We start from the raw sequence: 16575 nt of genomic DNA, 5'->3' as shown, positions 1-16575 counted from the left end.
ACTCATATCGTGACTAAAATTCTAGCCATCGCCAATCAAAAAGGCGGTGTTGGCAAAACCACCACCAGTGTGAACCTGGCTGCGAGCCTGGCTGTATCAGGAAGGCGGGTACTATTGGTCGATCTTGATCCGCAAGCCAACGCGACGATGGGCAGCGGCACTAACAAGCAAACCATCAAAAACACTGTTTACCATGTTTTACTCGGCGATGTACCGATGCAAACGACGCGGATTACCGACACACAGGGCAAATATGACTTGATACCCGCTAACCGGGATCTGGCCGGTGCTGAAGTGGAAATGGTAGATTTTTCGCAACGGGAAATGCGCCTGAAGTCAGCGCTCGAAGCGATTGAACACGACTATGATTATGTTCTGATTGACTGTCCACCCGCTTTAAATTTATTGACACTCAATGGCTTATGCGCAGCACAGGCAGTAATGATACCGATGCAGTGCGAATATTATGCGCTAGAGGGTTTAAGCGATCTGGTCAATACCATTAAGAAAGTGCGCAGCAATTTTAACCCCAAGCTGCGCATTGAAGGCTTGCTGCGCACCATGTTTGATCCGCGCAATATCCTGGCGCAACAGGTTTCAGAACAATTGCAGAAACACTTTGGCGATAAAGTCTACCGCACCGTGATTCCACGCAATGTACGCCTGGCGGAAGCCCCCGGCTTTGGCTTACCGGTTCTGTATCATGATGCTCAATCGAAAGGTGCGCAGGCGTATCTAGAACTTGCCAAAGAAATACTGCATGGCAAACTCAAGGAATCGATGAAATGATAAGACAAAAAGGATTAGGCAGAGGACTGGATGCCCTCTTGTCAGGTGATGGCGCCGCTATTGCTGAAGAACTATTGCAGAACCTCGAAATATCCAAATTGCAGCCCGGCAAGTATCAGCCCAGAACCAATATGGACCCAATAGCGCTGACGGAACTGTCGGAATCGATCAAAGCACAGGGGGTCATGCAGCCGATTCTGGTGCGTCCGGTCAATACGGATCAATACGAGATCATTGCCGGTGAACGCAGATGGCGTGCAGCGCAATTGGCAGGGCTTGCCGAAGTGCCCGCGCTGATTCGTGAAGTCGCCGATGAGTCAGCGCTCGCCATGTCGCTGATTGAAAATATCCAGCGGGAGAATCTGAATCCGCTGGAACAAGCCATGGGTATCCAGCGCCTGATCAATGAGTTCGGTATGACTCACCAGACGGCGGGCGAAGCGCTGGGCAATTCGCGCAGCACCATCTCCAACCTGTTGCGTCTGCTCAATTTGTCTGCACCGGTACAGGAATTGATGATGCAGGGTAAAATTGAAATGGGACATGGCCGTGCCATACTGTCGCTGGCACCAGCACAGCAAATCAAAATGGCCAATCTGATTGTACAAAAGCAGTTGTCGGTACGCGAAACGGAAAAACTCGTCAACCAGATTGAACATCCGGTAGCCAGAAAAATCAACAAACCCGATCGAGATCTGCTGCGCTTACAGGAAGATGTTTCCGAGCGCCTTGGTGCGCAAGTGGCCATTAAACCGAAGAAAAACGGCCAGGGCAATATTGTGATCTACTATACCAGTCTGGATCAGTTGGATGATATTCTCAGTAAGCTATAAAATAGAACAACACATCAACGTCAAGTTAGATTGAAGAAGGAAAATTATGGATGCAAGATTGCTGGACATTCTGGTATGCCCGCTTTGCAAGGGGCCGCTGATTTACAAAAAAGAAGATAAGGAATTGATTTGTAAGCCGGATCGACTTGCTTTTGCGATCAAAGATGGCATTCCCGTCATGCTTGCTGATGAAGCACGCAGAATACCGGATGAAGTTGAAATCAAATAGAACCACGTTTTTTAAAATACGATGAATTCAAGTATCCGACTGGAACCCCATATCGCAGCGATTCTAGGCGCATTGATTGCAGATTCCGCTGCGTTGGGCCTGCATTGGTTGTATGATCCAGAGCGTATTGTACAGATTGAAAAAACCAAAGGGCTGGCTTTTCTGCAACCCGATGAGAATAATTATGTAGAGACCAAGGGGTACTTTGCGCATGGCAATAAAGCAGCAGGTGATTCATCAGGGTATGGTGAGACATGTCTGCTGATGTTGCGCCATTTAGCGCAGCACGGTGAATTTGACCGCATTCAATACCAAGCAGAATACTGCAATCATTTTGGCCCGGGTGGCACATATATCGGTTATGTCGATTCACCCACACGCCAGACCCTGCAAACATTATTACCGCTCAAACCAGAAGAATTTCCGAAAAACTCGGGCGCCGATGATGATCAGTTTCCAGCACTGGCAATGCTGCCACCCCTAGTAGCCGCGCATACAGGAACACAAGAAGCGCTGAAAGCCAAAATAGAGCAGGTCGTGCGTCTGACGAATCACAATGACACAGCCGTTGCTGCAGCGCACTATGCGGGCTGTGCTTTATTTGAGGTACTGAATGGAAACTCCATCGCACAGGCATTGACCGGTGCACTGCCACACGCTGGGGAGAAACTGACATCGCTGGTTGAAGAAGCTTTACAAACACGCATGCTTGACAGCGCAGCAGTAGCCAAACGCTTTGGCATCGCCTGCCATGTCCTGGAAGGTGTGCCGATTATTGCGCATATCGCCCAGCATGCACCTGATTACCGCACCGCAATCGAGGAAAATATCCGTATCGGCGGTGACAGCTGCGGTCGAGCCATTATGCTCGGCGCCATCGTGGCCGCTTACACCACACAACAGGCTGAACAGATATCATCAATCCCGCTTGAATGGATTGTCCGCTATCGCAAGCTGATCATCGCTGCGGACGCTTGTGCAACGCTTAAGCGTCAGTAGATAAAATCCCGCAAAATGGTATAATCCACTGAATAATTAGTCTTAAAACAAGAAATAAAAATCTTTCTAACCATTTACCTCGTCAAGATTGTCTGCGTTGCAAGATCACGAATACAAAGAATATCTTAATTTTCATGCCTGCTTTGGGATGCAGATCATTGGAATGATGCGAGCAAACAAGCGGCTCGTCCGGCATGCTCACTATTGGTCTTATTAATTACTATACCTTACCTATTTATTAATTCTGGAGGAAAAATGAGTCACACGCTATATGAAACCACTATTCAGCGGGTCCAACGCTGCGAATTGGCAGTTCCAGGTTCGAGCCCGGGAATGTTTGAAAAGGCATTGAATAGCGGCGTAGATTTCGTTTTTCTCGATCTGGAAGATGCGGTAGCTCCAGATGACAAGATCCAAGCACGAAAAAATGTCATCCAGGCCCTCAACGACCTGGACTGGAAAGGACATGGCATTACCGTTTCAGTCCGTATCAACGGTCTGGATACGCAATACATGGTGCGTGATGTCGTTGATCTGGTGGAACAGGCTGGCCATAAGATCGATACATTATTAATTCCCAAAGCCGGTGTCTATGCCGATATTTACATGGTCGAAGCCATGGTAACTCAACTCGAGAAACAGCAAGGTTTGAAAAACCGCATCGGCCTAGAAGCACTGATCGAAACCGCACTAGGCATGGCCAATGTGGAAGATATTGCGCGCAATGGCGCAGCAGGGCGGCTTGAAGCATTGCATTTTGGCGTAGCCGATTATGCCGCCAGTAATCGTGCCAGAACCACCAATATTGGGGGATTGAATCCGGATTATCCTGGTGATCAGTGGCATTTTGCCATCAGCCGTATGATCGTAGCTTGCCGCGCCTATGGCTTACGTCCGATTGATGGTCCTTTTGGCGACATTAAAGATCCGGACGGGTACGTGCTGGCGGCTAAACGCGCAGCAGCTCTGGGTTGTGAAGGGAAATGGGCCATCCATCCGACACAGATAGAATTGGCAAATGATGTATTTACGCCCCCTGCGCGCGAGATTGAAAAAGCCAAACGCATTCTGGCTGCACTTAAAGAAGCTGCAGCTCAAGGTAAAGGCGCCGCCGCGCTGGATGGCCGCTTAATCGATGCAGCCTCTGAGAGAATGGCCAACAACGTAGTGAAAATAGCAGAGACTATAGCAGCAAAAAACTAGCCCAACGTATAAGGCCGCAGCGAGCGGCCTTTCTCTTTATGGTGGTTTAATTTACAAATTATCAAATTGAATTTAAGGCAATTGTTGAGGAAATTGAATTGAATATTCATGAATATCAAGCAAAAGAAATTTTGGCTGAATACGGCGTCAAAATCGCTGAAGGCGGCTTAGCCTATAGCGTAGTGGAAGCTACACAGCGCGCGAGGGAAATTGACGGTGATGTATGGGTCGTCAAAGCACAAATTCATTCGGGTGCGCGCGGTAAGGCTGGCGGCATCAAGATTTGCAGAACCCACGCTGAAGTCGAAAAAGCCGCCGAGGAACTGTTGGGAAAAAACCTAGTCACGAATCAAACCGGCCCTGCCGGCAAAACCTGCTCCAGGCTATACATCGAAGCAGGCACTAGCATTGCCAAGGAAATGTACCTGTCATTCATGATTGATCGCACCAGCGAGCGAGTCATCATGGTCGGCTCAGCGCAAGGTGGTATGGAAATTGAGAAGTTGGCCGAAACCAACCCAGAAGCTATCATTAAGATCTATATTGAACCAGCGGTCGGGTTGCAGGATTTCCAAGCCAGAAAAATGGCTTTTGCGCTGAATATCGACACCGCACAACTCAATCATGCGATCAAAACCATTAAAGGCTGCTATCGCACTTTGCGTGATCTGGATGCAAATATCTTGGAAATCAACCCCTTAGTCCTGACTACCAACAACGAGATTATTGCATTGGATGCCAAAATGGCTTTTGACGAGAATGCCTTGTTCCGACGCCACAAGATCGCAGAGTTACGCGACAATTCACAAGTGGACAGTCGCGAAGTTGCCGCAGCAGAAGTCGGCTTAAGCTATGTCGGATTGGATGGTGATATCGGCTGCATGATCAATGGCGCCGGTCTGGCAATGGCCACCATGGACATGATCAAACTGGCTGGTGGCGAACCCGCCAACTTTCTTGATGTCGGTGGCGGTGCTTCAGCTGAACGCACTGAAAAAGCTTTTCGTCTGGTATTAGCTGATGCCAATGTGAAAGCGATGCTGGTCAATATCTTTGCCGGTATCAACCGCTGCGACTGGATTGCGGAAGGGGTCGTGCATGCGGTTAAAAATATCGACATGAAAGTACCGTTGGTGGTTCGATTGTCGGGAACCAATGTAGAAGAGGGTCGCCGCATTATTGCAGATAGCGGCTTGCCGATTATCACAGCAGATACTTTAGCGGATGCAGCGGAAAAAGTGGTGCGCGCACGTAATGAAGTCGTAGCCAAAGAAGGCTAGAGGGGGGCACAAAGTGGCAATATTAATTAATGAAAAAACACGAATTATTGTTCAAGGCTTTACCGGAAAAATCGGTACCTTTCATGCGCAGGAAATGATCGGCTATGGCTCTAATGTGGTTGGCGGCGTTACCCCAGGAAAGGGCGGACAAACTCATTTGGGATTACCGGTATTCAATACCGTCAAAGAAGCGGTCGACCAGGTTGGCGCAGAAGCCAGTATTGTCTTTGTGCCACCCGCATTTGCAGCGGACTCTATTATGGAAGCTGCTGATGCAGGCATCAAATATTGCGTTTCCATTACCGATGGCATACCGACCCAGGATATGATGACGGTCAAGAATTTCTTACGCCGTTTCCCCAAGAATAACCGCATGTTGCTGACCGGCCCGAATTGCGCAGGAACCATCAGCCCCGGTCGCGCCATGCTGGGCATCATGCCCGGCCATATTTATATACGTGGTAATGTCGGTATTGTCGGCCGCTCTGGAACGCTAGGCTACGAAGCTGCTGATCAAATGCGGTTGCTTGATATTGGCATTTCAACCTCTGTCGGTATTGGCGGTGATCCGATTCCCGGCAGCTCGCACCGCGATATCTTGGAAAGATTAGAAGAAGATCCTGAAACCAAAGTGGCGCTGATGATCGGTGAAATCGGCGGCCCACAAGAAGTGGAAGCCGGCAGATTCGCTAAAGAAAACATGACCAAGCCATTGATCGCCTATATTGCAGGCTTGACAGCGCCACAAGGGCGACGCATGGGACATGCAGGCGCGATCATCTCATCGGCCGGTGAAAGCGCTGCTGAAAAAGTAGCGATATTGAAAGAGCTCGGTGTCACGATCTGCCCAACACCATCGATGATGGGACAAACCGTTGCAGAAGTTTTAGCGAAAATGCAATAAAAAATAGCACAATAATAGGTAAAAATAAGGGTATCTCTTTGCGTACCCTTATTCCCAAGCGCGTAGAATAAAGTTCTACAAGTAACAAATCATTTTGCAGCTTATTAAGTTCTAAAACCAATATTATGATATGGAAAATAAAGATACTTTAAAAAATAGTCCGCCGAATAGAATTTACGTAGCCCGTTTCCTCTTTTTCACACGCTGGTTACAGTTGCCGTTGTATCTTGGGTTGGTATTAGCACAATGTGTATATGTATTTCATTTCTGGATTGAACTATCTGATTTGATTGGCGCTGTAATGGGTAATCAAACTTCATTGCAGCATATTCTCGATGTCGTTGCGATTGAAGGCACAAGCAAGCCCGATAAGCTCACTGAAACGACCATTATGCTGGTTGTTCTCGGCTTGATCGACGTCGTGATGATTTCAAATCTATTAATCATGGTGATTATTGGGGGTTATGAAACCTTTGTTTCACGCATGAATCTGGAAGGTCACCCGGATCAACCAGAATGGTTATCACATGTCAATGCGTCTGTTTTAAAAGTCAAACTGGCAACAGCCATTATTGGAATTTCATCGATACACTTGCTGAAAACTTTTATCAACGCCAGCGCTTATGACGCAAAAACACTCATTGCACAAACCGGTATCCACTTGGCATTTTTGCTTTCAGCGATTGCTATTGCATACTGCGATCGTCTCCTCACACAATCCAGCCAGCAATCAGGTGATCACTGAACGATCAATTGCTTGCTTAATCTCAAGCAACAGCAGTTACATCATTTAATAAGTATAGTATTCCTTGCAAAGCTGTAGCCACAGATAGGTGTCTGATTGTTTCCCGATTCCCTTTAAAAAAATGAGTCTCTTGCCTTACCAGGCCATCTTTGATCGCCCAGGCAAAACAGACCATTCCCACCGGTTTTGTTGCAGTGCCGCCATCGGGACCAGCAATACCCGTAATCGATACGCCAACCTGAGCATGGCTTCTGTTAAGCGCTCCGATAACCATCTCCTGCGCAGTTTGTGCCGATACAGCCCCATATTGATCTAATGTAGCTTGCTGAATGCTCAGCATTTCACATTTGGAAGCATTGCTATAGGTGATAAAGCCCCGTTCATACCAACCTGAGCTGCCAGCCACAGCAGTGACTGCCTGACCCAGCCAGCCTCCTGTACAAGATTCGGCAGTCACCAGCATAAATCCGCGCTGCAACAGATGCTCTCCTACTGCTACCGCTAAGTCAAAGAGATTTTGATTGATTTCAGAAATTTCCTATCCTTTTATGACTATGATCAAAAGCACATTGCTTTGATAAAGCAATATGCCGCTCCATACCAAGAGGTTGGTCATTTACAAATAACTGGTGAATAATTATATCCTAAGAATATACAAGCTGATCATTCAGTCAGAATGCCATTTTATTGATGCATTAAAGCTGTTTCCTCTTATTGCTCGTTGCTTATCACTTGGCTGTTTATGGTCCCATGTCGGACATCGAATATCCATTGATCTCTGCGCTCATTGAATGGCTATGAGAATATGGAAGAACATCGGTATATATGCCACAGCCATCACTTCATAAGCTTAATCATCAATGATAATCGAGCTTCAGGAATATACGTTCATGCCGTTTTAGTGATTATGCCTTGAACTGGAAAAACTGATTACTTGAACTCTAGGTTAATGACTTTTTTATTAGGAGCATAAGATGGGATATTTTTTATTGTTAGCATGGCTTTCAATCATTGCAGCATCCGCATCAGCCAATGATTTAGGAGTTTCAATCAGTATTGGCCAGCCTGGCTTTTATGGCCAGATCAATTTAGGCAGCCATTATCCCCGACCTCAATTGATTTATCCTGACCCTATTCTCGCTAGACCGGCCGTTGTTGCCATTCAGCAACAACCGATTTATCTCCATGTGCCTCCGGGTCATGCTAAGAAATGGAACAAACACTGTTATCGCTATAATGCCTGCAACCAATCCGTCTATTTCATCGATGGAGATTGGTACAACAATGTTTATCTGCCTCATTATCACAGTCAGAACAATTACCCCGACAGGCACTATAACTCAGCACGTCATCATGACAATGACGATCGCGGGCAGAAGCGTTCAGAAAGAAGGGATAAAGTGCGTCGGCAACTTGATGAAGACCACCAAGGCCAACCAAACAGTTATGACCATCCGCAGCGTGGTAATGACAAGCATTGGGAAAAACATGCTCCAGGAAGAAATTATGATAAAAAGGAAGATCGGTATAACCGAAGAGATTAACAGGATATAAACGCGCAGTGACTGTATTGCTGTTGCACTTTAACTTTGCCATAGCACGTTTTAAGTCAATAATTACCTTACAATATTTAACAATTCAGTGGCTTGCAGTTTAGCTACCATCATCATCGACTCCACTAATTCCGGCGACAAACCCACTCCATTCCATGCTTCAAGCGCATGTGCAGGCACAGCTTTCTCGTCACTTACTTTTTGATTAGTGCATGGCTGAATAAGGTTAGCGATATTGACCGCCGCACAAAGCATACCAGCATCATGCTGGTATGCATCATCCTTCATCGGATCGAATTGGAATTCGACCATTTTCCAAATATTCATGGGTAACCGCCATTGCCGCAAAAGCTCAGCCCCTAATTGAGCATGTGTAAAACCAAAAATTTTACGCTCAGCATTGATTACGGCATCTTCACCTTGATTCATGCAACTTAATATTTTTGCAGACTCTTTCGGATATTGACTAAAGAGTATCAATCTGCCAACCCCGTGCAATAGCCCAGCAATAAAAAAACGTTCTCTACTATCAACACTAGAGGCTAATAAGCGAGCCGTAACGCCACAAGTTACACTGTGATACCAAAACGTATCCATATCTACCAAATCGGATGGGATATCTTTAAACGTCGTCGTTACCGAAGATGCAATAACCAGATTGCGTAACTCCTTGTGCCCGATGATGGAGATCGCCCTAAAAACAGTTTCTACCTTTCCAGATAGACCAAAATAGGAACTGTTCGCAAATTTCAGTAATTTTGCTGTTAATGCCGGATCATTTAATATCACTTGCTCCAGTTCAGCATTGGTCGCCTCATCCGAATCAATTAATTCACTGATACGACTTACCACATCCGGTAAAGAAAAAATTGAGCGAGCATTGGTTATTATTGTGTAAGGGTCCATTTAAACCTTCACTCAGTAAAAAATAAAAGCATTATCTCTAATTCTTGCTAGGTCAGATCCCAGAACTTTTTCTGAAATAAAATGACCATTATCAGGCGATTCGCCACTCTCTGAAGAGTATTCAGAATCGCAAAAATGGGCAACGAACAAAATTGAGGGGATTATGTACGGCATGATAACAATCAAATTCAGTTTTCTACAGTATACTCGTTGCCTTCGTATCCAATAGCAGTACTACATTCTGATTCTAATTTTAATAATCAGCTACTTAATTCATGTTGTGTAACAGTGCATTAAAACTATATTTAACAGTAAAATAAAACTACTTAAACAGTTTTTTGATTTTTTGGATCATTACGAATGCTTTTGTCTTACCTTACTGATATAGTGCTTGAAATCGATTCTTTATTCGTTTAACGTCTAAGCTCATGCCAATCATAAGCTGGGCTGATATTCAGCAATCAGAAAGGGTTAAGCAATATGTTCAATTTAGGTTCTATGCTTAATTTAGGTTCCACCGAGCCGGTCATCGGCAGAGCGCAAACTATAATAGAATGTTCAATCGAAGAGCTTTTTCAGTATCTCGCAGACGGCCTGTTCGAGAATTATCCCAAATGGTCTCCCGAAGTTAAAGAGCTTGAGCAAATCACGCCCGGCCCAGTAAAGCTGGGAACTGAAGGACGTCAGGTGCGTATCGACCTTGGGCGTCGAACAGAATCCAGGTTTAAAATTTCAAATTATGAACCCAGCGTACGTTTAACATTTATTGGCGTATCTGATCCTTTCCGCTGCACCTATGAATTACAGAATCTCGATTCTAAAAACTCAACCAAATTAACGTTTTCTTTTGAGCTGCTTGAAATTCTGGCAATCATGCGACCCTTCGAAGGATTAGTTCGTGGTGCCATAAAAGATGGCGCTGAACGAACGGTTCAGAATATTAAGCACCTGATTGAGGCAGAAAAATCTATCAAGACTTCTGCTCATCAGGAATCACCCTGAATCATGCATACAACCGCAAAGATCTTATGCATCATGAATGATAGGTGTTTATAAACCCTTAAAGGAGGACCGGATGACACAAGATACTTTTTCCAACATTCAGGCACCGCAAGTTGATGATCGTCCGGTATGGGATGTAGTTTTTGCAGTTTACGGCTATCCTGCACTCCTGCTAGCGCATCGGCTAAAAATCTTTCCTCTGCTGGCGAACAATCCATCCACCTTGGCAGATATTTGCAATACATTGCATATCAAGCAGCGCCCGGCAGAAGCAATCCTGACTGTAGCGACTGCCTTGGGTTTTTTATCTTTGCAGGAAGGGCGTTATTCTCTGACCGCAGTTGCAAAAGAATATTTGCTGGAGCAAAGTCCGAATTACTTTGGTTTCTTCTGGGACCTGATGATCGCTAATTACCAAGTATGTTCTTTCGCCACGCTCGAAAAGGCAGTTCTTACGGATTCTCCCCAAGCTTACGGAGGAGGTGACATTTTTAAGTCTCACGAAGAGCAGATTGAGTTACTGCAGCGCTTCACGCGCGGCATGCACAGCATCAGTATCACCTCAGCATTTGTTTGGCCTGAGGTGCTGGATTTTTCCGGGCACCGGCTGATGCTCGATGTTGCAGGCGGATCTGCCGCTCACTCGATTGGCGCAGCATTGAAGTTACCCAACCTGAAAGTAATATTTCTCGATTTTCGTCAGGTATGCGAAATTGCCCAAGAATATATTAGTCAGTACGGCTTGCAGGAACGGATCACAACACAAGAAATCAACATTTGGAGTGACCGCTGGCCGTTGGCTGATATGCATTTTTTCTCAAATATTTATCATGACTGGACACCAGAAAAATGCCATTTTCTGACTGCAAAAAGTTTTAGTAGCCTTGAATCCGGAGGACGTATCGTTATTCATGAGATGCTCTATAACGATGAAAAGACAGGTCCATTCCCAGCCGCGGCCTATAGTATGATGATGATGGGCTGGACCGAAGGCAAGCAATACTCCGGACTGGAATTATCGACAATGCTGGAGGAAATCGGCTTTAAGGATATTCAAATCCGCAAAGCCTTTGGCTATTACAGTATCGTGACGGGCCGCAAGCCTTAGTTTTGGCTATTCCTTATCAGCATGGTTTAAGGACTAGCCTTCATCCATTAACGCACCCACCAGCTTAGCTTCTATTTCCTGATATTGCGGATTATTATTGCGGGTTACAGAAGGTTCATGCCAGCCGGGGTTTTGCCGCAAGATACTGATCAATTGACTCCACTGATCAGGTAATTTTTCGCTATCGGCTTTATCCACCAGCAAGGTATCCTGAGCGGCATGGCCGCGGTGCATTAATTTCTTCAGCAAGTGTTTCTGGCGCAGATACAATACTTGCAATGTAGTTTCATCGGCACATTGCCATTGAGTGCCTTTGACGGCTGCCTTGATTTCGTCGCCATAGCGCTTGAAGGTCGACCAGCCGGCGCCGGCAATGGCGCCCAGCGCACTGGCTGCACCCAGGCTCATGCCGCCGACCATCAAGTCAATACCGGCGCCTGCTGCAGCGCCCTTGGCTGCGGCGCTGCCGACATCCAGCCCATACGCTTTGAGTATGCCGGGCGCAAAAATGTCCAGTTGCCATTGACCGTTGCTGACCGGTATTTTCTGCATGGCCACATCTTTCTCGGAGAAATTGAAAATTGATAATAAATCGTGCAGACAACGCTGCTCCGCTTTACGGACAAAGTCATGCAGCCGGTCTTCAGCCAGTGAATCCGCGATCTGACTATTTTTGCCAGTCTTGCTTTCGCGATAACAAGCAATATTGACAATCAGCTCAGCTACTCGCTTGGCCCCTGATAAGCAGAGCTGGTTCCATAATTTGGCGCGATAATCTATCAGTTTCTGCAGCGGCATATAATAAGATTCCACCAGTGTTTGTATTTTCTGATAGAGCCTTTTTTCTGCTTCAAAAGTAAACGCTACCGTATCAAATTCCAACGTTGCGTGCATGCGATAGGCTGCCAGATGTTGCCGCCATTGGGCGAGCTCCTGCTGATGCGCGGCGGTAAAGTTGAAGACAGGAATGATCGGCTTCGCAGATTGGGTCAGTATATCCAATTCCAGGCGGTATTTTTCCAGAAAAGGCTCACGTACATCAATGATATATAAAAGAATATCGCTGCGTAATACCTGCCGGATCACTTTGGCTTCCTGCTCCAATGGATCATTTACGGAAACATGCGTGACAAAGTGTTCTAGCACTTGTGCGGGTAATAATAATTTCGATGCTGCTTGCAGCTTCCTGATATGCGCGAACAATGCCCTGGAATCTTCCAGGCCGGGCGTGTCATACAAGTTCAGAATCGGTTCGTTATCGGCGGATATGGTCGCTTGCTCAACATGCCGCGTAGTGCCTGCAGCGTCTTCAACGATGCCAAATTCCGTACTGCGCAGCATGGTGCGAATCAGCGATGTTTTACCAGTATTGGTATGGCCGACGACGGTGATATTCAGCAATGAATGGGTGTCGGGACGATGAGGATTTCTAATCATCATATTTATTGGGTAATCACATGTTCCGCGGGAATGCCGCAAGCTTCCGCGAGACGGAACCAGGCAATTTCTCGGTTGTTTGCAACCGGCATCGATGATTTGCTCAACAAAATCAACCAAGGTTTCCCATTGCTGCTGTCGACCAATTCCTTGATCAGGCGCTGTACACCCCGATCGGGTAAACGATATGCTGCAACCCCCAGCAGCAATGGACCATGCAATTGTTTTGTCAGTGCCATCGCCTCGTCAAGTGTTTGTTGATCGATAATATTCAAGCGACAGGTCACTGATTCAGGCCAGTGTGCTGCATGATCCAGTTCAATACCAAAAGCCTGTGCATTGGAAGGAATAGCAATATTTTCTGAAGGACGGGCAACTTCGGCAGGCTTAACACCGGCATGCGGATCTGCATCAATAACCTTGGCTTTGACCTCACGCGCCATCAGACGCTGACGCAATTCAATATAATAGGGCAAATACAAATCCAACCTGAACCGTCGCTCGCTCCATTTTTGCATGACGAGCGAGAGGCCAAGCACTAGCAGGCGCGGGAATATGCCGTAGACCAGCAATACACCGATCAGGAAAGTAGCCCAAGCCGTGCGCGTCGCCGCATCTTGTTTGCTTATTCCTATTCTGCTGGCAACCATTTGCGGATCATCGGGAATTTTCAATCCCATCGCTTCCAGCGGTGTACTAAGCATTTGCGTAAGCTTAGGTAGCGTATTGTCTGGCAACAGGGTCGTACCCCAAATAAAATCATATTGCTTGGCCAGCATAAGCAGTATCAATAACACCATGCCGGTGGTTAGATAGGTTAACCAGAATTTGTGCGTTAAAACGCTGATGCGCCACTTGCCGACATCGCCGGTTAGACAACTCTCCCACCACGCGTGCGACGCCAGCGATGCAATCGTCGGATCTTTCTTATGCCGGTAAGGTAACCAACTGGCCAATTGCGCAACAATGCCGCTGCTCAGGCTTTGCAAATTCAAGGTAATGCCTGATAACCACAGCAGCAGTGAAATCGTATTAAATCCCAGCAGCACTGCGAGCAACCAGTAAATATTCAGTGTGGAAGATTCACTGACAGCCTGGCTTGCAGCCAAGCCGCCCAGAATAACCGCGAGCGCCAGGCAAATTCGGTGAGCACGGATAAATTGTTTGTGCGGCTGACGCAACGCCTCTTCCAAAGCGTTATCCTGAATCAGATGCTTGGCACGAGTGCTCAGTCGCCGAATGAATTCGGTGTAGTTAAAGTCACTCGCAGCAGGGCCTGGCATATCCTTGATGCTGGCATACGATAATTCCTCCGCTTTAGCGGACTCTATCTTGCGTAATTGTTCAATGCGCACCAAATCAGCAAAGGAATATTTTTTTGCTGACATCAGGCGGCCCATTGCAGAAGAATAACAATCAGGATTTTATATGTGTTGATGTATTTGTGTTTCACAGGTATCAAAGAGAAATTTGCTTGGATTTTCAGCAGAAAATTTATGGTAAAACAAGCTAAAATTCGTTATCAGATCATTCAAAAGTATGGCAGGAATATTCCCATGAAGCCGGTTGCAATTTTTAGACATTTGCCCATTGAAGGGCCAGGCTATTTTGCCACATTTCTCGATAATAATCATATTCCATGGCGTCTGATTAAAATAGACGCCGGTGAAAACCCTCCCGCCAGCATCTATGAATTCAGTGGCTTAGTATTTATGGGCGGTCCGATGAGCGTCAATGATGATCTGCCGTGGATTGAACCTGCTCTCGCATTGATCCGGCAGGCGGTTGCCACGGATATGCCGGTGCTGGGCCATTGTCTGGGCGGCCAACTCATAGCCAAAGCGCTGGGTGGCGTCGTCAGCGCTAATTTGGTGAAAGAAATGGGTTGGGGTGAAGTCAGTGTGCCTGATAACCCCATTGCCCACGCCTGGTTTGATGATCTAACCACTTTTCAGACCTTTCATTGGCATGGAGAAGCTTTCAGTCTGCCACCAGGCGCAACCTGCATACTTTCCAGCCCATATTGTGAGAATCAGGCATTTGCGCTGGGCATGCATCTGGGCATGCAGTGTCATGTTGAAATGACTGAGCGCATGGTGCGCGACTGGTGCAGTGTCGGCGCGGAAGAGCTTGCCAGCCTGAATGAACCGTCGGTGCAATCGATGGATGAGATTGAAAAAAATCTACCCGAGCGCGTAGCAGAACTCAATGCGGTTGCCGAACGCCTGTACCGAAAATGGATTGTTAACTTGAAATAACCAGAATTTAAGCAATTAACCCAAAAACAGCGAGCCCCGCTACGCGGCACACAATTAACAGCAATCCAGCGCTTCAATGTTTAGCGGTGTCTGCGGTCAGCTATGTAGGTAATACAAGAGAAAGAAAAATCGCAGCAATGAACACACATAGAACAATGCGTTCGGATAATTCATTGGGTATCGAAACAATACTATCGATTTTTAACATATAAATTTCTAAGTTACTGATGTAAGTAAAATCTTGTTGACAAGTGTAGGCAGAATCACATTATTCTGTCGAGCACATAAAGTGAATAGTAAGTATTAATAAGTTTCTACTTTAAGGTACAAAGACAGTAAAGTAACCGTCAACTGGAGTGCCATCTGGTTTTGTTATATAAACGGGAATTACATCATGGGTATCAGTAATAAGTGGATTGCAAACACTTTCAACACCTCCTTGTTCTCCTAGAGATACCCCTACAGTAACAATGTTTGTTCTATTATTACGGTCAGCAGAGGTAGCTTGAGTCCCAACGACTGATCTTCTCTTAGGAATAACTATACAATATTCTCCAGTTGCTGGATGTGTAACAGTAACCCCCTCATAGAAAGGTAAAAAAACACCATTTGAAGTAACATAAAGCCACATATTTTTTTGAATTATTCGAGGTTGGCCTGGAGCAGTCGCTGGATTAAATACAGCGTTACCAGTATTGCCTGCATCATCTACCCAATCACCTCCACCGCTTTCCGAATCTATTCTTAACGTAGTGATTGTTGTGGTAAGCCTATCTAATCCTTCAGAAGTTAAAATTCCTTTAAATTCAGAACCTCTACCTATACTACTAAATGAACCGCTAACTGGTGATGCCTCTGTCAAACCACAATTATTATCTGAGCCCACAGCAGACCACCCAGCTTCAAACTGAGTAATTGTTAAGGTAATAACGTTACAAAAAGGAGAAATATTCCAACGATAAGTACCTAGAGTTTGAGCATTCACCAAAGTTGATCCGAAGAATAAGAAAATTAATAACTTTATTTTAAGAATTATTAGCTTATTAATCATAGTTCCTCTGCAGCTGTTCAAATATGGTACAAAAAATATCTATAAGATTATAACATCGCAAATCTAAGTGAAGATCTACACAAAATCTAACTAACATATGGGATTGTTAGGAAGCATGTCCTACGCGTTATTCCAATTCTATTTAGGAACAGCATTAATAATCCAATCCCATCCGGTAATGCTGCGCATAGTTTCCTGGTTTGATTCGAGGCTTTTTAGCGCGCTCTCCAGATGTATCTCAAGCGCATCCAAACTATCGAAGGCACGGTTATGAAAGA

Annotated in this window: 17 protein-coding genes; 12 read left to right on the top strand and 5 right to left on the bottom strand. The window is 45.9% G+C overall.

The genetic code is table 11. From position 1 onward, the window contains the following. Positions 1 to 9: 9 nt before the first annotated feature. The 8 genes from BM021_RS10560 to BM021_RS10525 all read left to right on the top strand — a co-directional run bounded on the left by BM021_RS10560 (position 10) and on the right by BM021_RS10525 (position 6982). Entirely contained in the window at positions 10 to 789 is a 780-nt protein-coding gene (locus BM021_RS10560) for a ParA family protein (RefSeq protein WP_177186361.1), read from the top strand. Then, on the top strand, positions 786 to 1622 hold the full coding sequence (locus BM021_RS10555; RefSeq protein ID WP_090720996.1) for a ParB/RepB/Spo0J family partition protein: 837 nt from the start codon (positions 786 to 788) through the stop codon (positions 1620 to 1622). Before BM021_RS10560 ends, BM021_RS10555 begins: the two co-directional genes overlap by 4 nt. Positions 1623 to 1668: 46 nt before the next feature. Beyond that, complete coding sequence (locus BM021_RS10550) at positions 1669 to 1851, top strand: Trm112 family protein (protein ID WP_090720995.1); 183 nt, start codon at positions 1669 to 1671, stop codon at positions 1849 to 1851. Between the two features lie 21 nt (positions 1852 to 1872). After that, positions 1873 to 2850 carry an ADP-ribosylglycohydrolase family protein gene (locus BM021_RS10545; RefSeq protein ID WP_090720994.1) on the top strand — a complete coding sequence of 326 codons (978 nt, stop codon included), beginning with the start codon at positions 1873 to 1875 and terminating at the stop codon, positions 2848 to 2850. 255 nt (positions 2851 to 3105) lie between these two features. Next, a complete protein-coding gene (locus BM021_RS10540; protein WP_090720993.1) occupies positions 3106 to 4053 on the top strand; it encodes an HpcH/HpaI aldolase/citrate lyase family protein in 948 nt (315 codons plus the stop codon). A 98-nt stretch (positions 4054 to 4151) separates the two neighbouring features. Next, on the top strand, positions 4152 to 5333 hold the full coding sequence (locus tag BM021_RS10535; RefSeq protein ID WP_090720992.1) for a malate--CoA ligase subunit beta: 1182 nt from the start codon (positions 4152 to 4154) through the stop codon (positions 5331 to 5333). A gap of 13 nt (positions 5334 to 5346) precedes the next feature. After that, complete coding sequence (gene sucD / locus BM021_RS10530) at positions 5347 to 6237, top strand: succinate--CoA ligase subunit alpha (protein WP_090720991.1); 891 nt, start codon at positions 5347 to 5349, stop codon at positions 6235 to 6237. Between the two features lie 130 nt (positions 6238 to 6367). Then, positions 6368 to 6982 (top strand): YqhA family protein, encoded by a 615-nt coding sequence (locus tag BM021_RS10525; RefSeq protein ID WP_090720990.1) that lies wholly within the window; start codon positions 6368 to 6370, stop codon positions 6980 to 6982. 22 nt (positions 6983 to 7004) lie between these two features. Here BM021_RS10525 and BM021_RS10520 read toward each other — a convergent pair whose 3' ends face one another. After that, the gene (locus BM021_RS10520; RefSeq protein ID WP_371116394.1) at positions 7005 to 7508 is read right to left on the bottom strand and encodes a CinA family protein; all 504 of its coding nucleotides are present in this window, start codon (positions 7506 to 7508) and stop codon (positions 7005 to 7007) included. A 448-nt stretch (positions 7509 to 7956) separates the two neighbouring features. Between BM021_RS10520 and BM021_RS10515 the strand changes: the two genes are divergently transcribed. After that, positions 7957 to 8526, top strand: coding sequence for a hypothetical protein (locus tag BM021_RS10515; protein WP_177186359.1), 570 nt, complete (start codon positions 7957 to 7959; stop codon positions 8524 to 8526). A 72-nt stretch (positions 8527 to 8598) separates the two neighbouring features. Here the strand turns inward: BM021_RS10515 and BM021_RS10510 are convergent, their stop codons facing one another. Next, entirely contained in the window at positions 8599 to 9441 is an 843-nt protein-coding gene (locus BM021_RS10510; protein ID WP_090720988.1) for an HDOD domain-containing protein, read from the bottom strand. Positions 9442 to 9921: 480 nt separating this feature from the next. Between BM021_RS10510 and BM021_RS10505 the strand changes: the two genes are divergently transcribed. Together BM021_RS10505 and BM021_RS10500 are read left to right on the top strand one after the other, a co-directional pair. Beyond that, complete coding sequence (locus tag BM021_RS10505) at positions 9922 to 10443, top strand: SRPBCC family protein (RefSeq protein WP_090720987.1); 522 nt, start codon at positions 9922 to 9924, stop codon at positions 10441 to 10443. A 73-nt stretch (positions 10444 to 10516) separates the two neighbouring features. Then, entirely contained in the window at positions 10517 to 11551 is a 1035-nt protein-coding gene (locus tag BM021_RS10500; protein ID WP_090720986.1) for a methyltransferase, read from the top strand. A gap of 33 nt (positions 11552 to 11584) precedes the next feature. Here BM021_RS10500 and BM021_RS10495 read toward each other — a convergent pair whose 3' ends face one another. Both BM021_RS10495 and BM021_RS10490 read right to left on the bottom strand, forming a co-directional pair. Beyond that, a complete protein-coding gene (locus BM021_RS10495; protein ID WP_090720985.1) occupies positions 11585 to 12991 on the bottom strand; it encodes a GTPase/DUF3482 domain-containing protein in 1407 nt (468 codons plus the stop codon). Between the two features lie 2 nt (positions 12992 to 12993). Further along, positions 12994 to 14376: a DUF2868 domain-containing protein gene (locus BM021_RS10490; RefSeq protein WP_090721020.1), complete on the bottom strand. Its 1383-nt coding sequence runs from the start codon at positions 14374 to 14376 to the stop codon at positions 12994 to 12996. Positions 14377 to 14544: 168 nt separating this feature from the next. Between BM021_RS10490 and BM021_RS10485 the strand changes: the two genes are divergently transcribed. After that, positions 14545 to 15246 carry a type 1 glutamine amidotransferase gene (locus BM021_RS10485; RefSeq protein ID WP_090721019.1) on the top strand — a complete coding sequence of 234 codons (702 nt, stop codon included), beginning with the start codon at positions 14545 to 14547 and terminating at the stop codon, positions 15244 to 15246. 319 nt (positions 15247 to 15565) lie between these two features. On the opposite strand, the gene BM021_RS10480 is transcribed toward BM021_RS10485, so the two are convergent. Continuing rightward, on the bottom strand, positions 15566 to 16297 hold the full coding sequence (locus tag BM021_RS10480; RefSeq protein WP_090720984.1) for a hypothetical protein: 732 nt from the start codon (positions 16295 to 16297) through the stop codon (positions 15566 to 15568). Between the last annotated feature and the right edge of the window lie 278 nt (positions 16298 to 16575).

This window comes from Nitrosomonas sp. Nm166 (assembly GCF_900112825.1).
Lineage (GTDB): Bacteria > Pseudomonadota > Gammaproteobacteria > Burkholderiales > Nitrosomonadaceae > Nitrosomonas.
The sequence above is the reverse complement of the archived record's forward strand: the minus strand, read 5'-3'. Positions and strand labels throughout refer to the sequence as shown.

Excerpts from the sequence above, each read along its gene's own strand:
- BM021_RS10555 (WP_090720996.1), top strand. The coding sequence starts at position 786 with ATGATAAGACAAAAAGGATTAGGCAGAGGACTGGATGCCCTCTTGTCA.
- BM021_RS10505 (WP_090720987.1), top strand. The coding sequence starts at position 9,922 with ATGTTCAATTTAGGTTCTATGCTTAATTTAGGTTCCACCGAGCCGGTC.
- BM021_RS10500 (WP_090720986.1), top strand. The coding sequence starts at position 10,517 with ATGACACAAGATACTTTTTCCAACATTCAGGCACCGCAAGTTGATGAT.
- BM021_RS10480 (WP_090720984.1), bottom strand. The coding sequence starts at position 16,297 with ATGATTAATAAGCTAATAATTCTTAAAATAAAGTTATTAATTTTCTTA.
- BM021_RS10515 (WP_177186359.1), top strand. The coding sequence starts at position 7,957 with ATGGGATATTTTTTATTGTTAGCATGGCTTTCAATCATTGCAGCATCC.
- BM021_RS10510 (WP_090720988.1), bottom strand. The coding sequence starts at position 9,441 with ATGGACCCTTACACAATAATAACCAATGCTCGCTCAATTTTTTCTTTA.
- BM021_RS10490 (WP_090721020.1), bottom strand. The coding sequence starts at position 14,376 with ATGTCAGCAAAAAAATATTCCTTTGCTGATTTGGTGCGCATTGAACAA.
- BM021_RS10540 (WP_090720993.1), top strand. The coding sequence starts at position 3,106 with ATGAGTCACACGCTATATGAAACCACTATTCAGCGGGTCCAACGCTGC.
- BM021_RS10495 (WP_090720985.1), bottom strand. The coding sequence starts at position 12,991 with ATGATGATTAGAAATCCTCATCGTCCCGACACCCATTCATTGCTGAAT.
- BM021_RS10485 (WP_090721019.1), top strand. The coding sequence starts at position 14,545 with ATGAAGCCGGTTGCAATTTTTAGACATTTGCCCATTGAAGGGCCAGGC.
- BM021_RS10550 (WP_090720995.1), top strand. The coding sequence starts at position 1,669 with ATGGATGCAAGATTGCTGGACATTCTGGTATGCCCGCTTTGCAAGGGG.
- BM021_RS10525 (WP_090720990.1), top strand. The coding sequence starts at position 6,368 with ATGGAAAATAAAGATACTTTAAAAAATAGTCCGCCGAATAGAATTTAC.
- BM021_RS10545 (WP_090720994.1), top strand. The coding sequence starts at position 1,873 with ATGAATTCAAGTATCCGACTGGAACCCCATATCGCAGCGATTCTAGGC.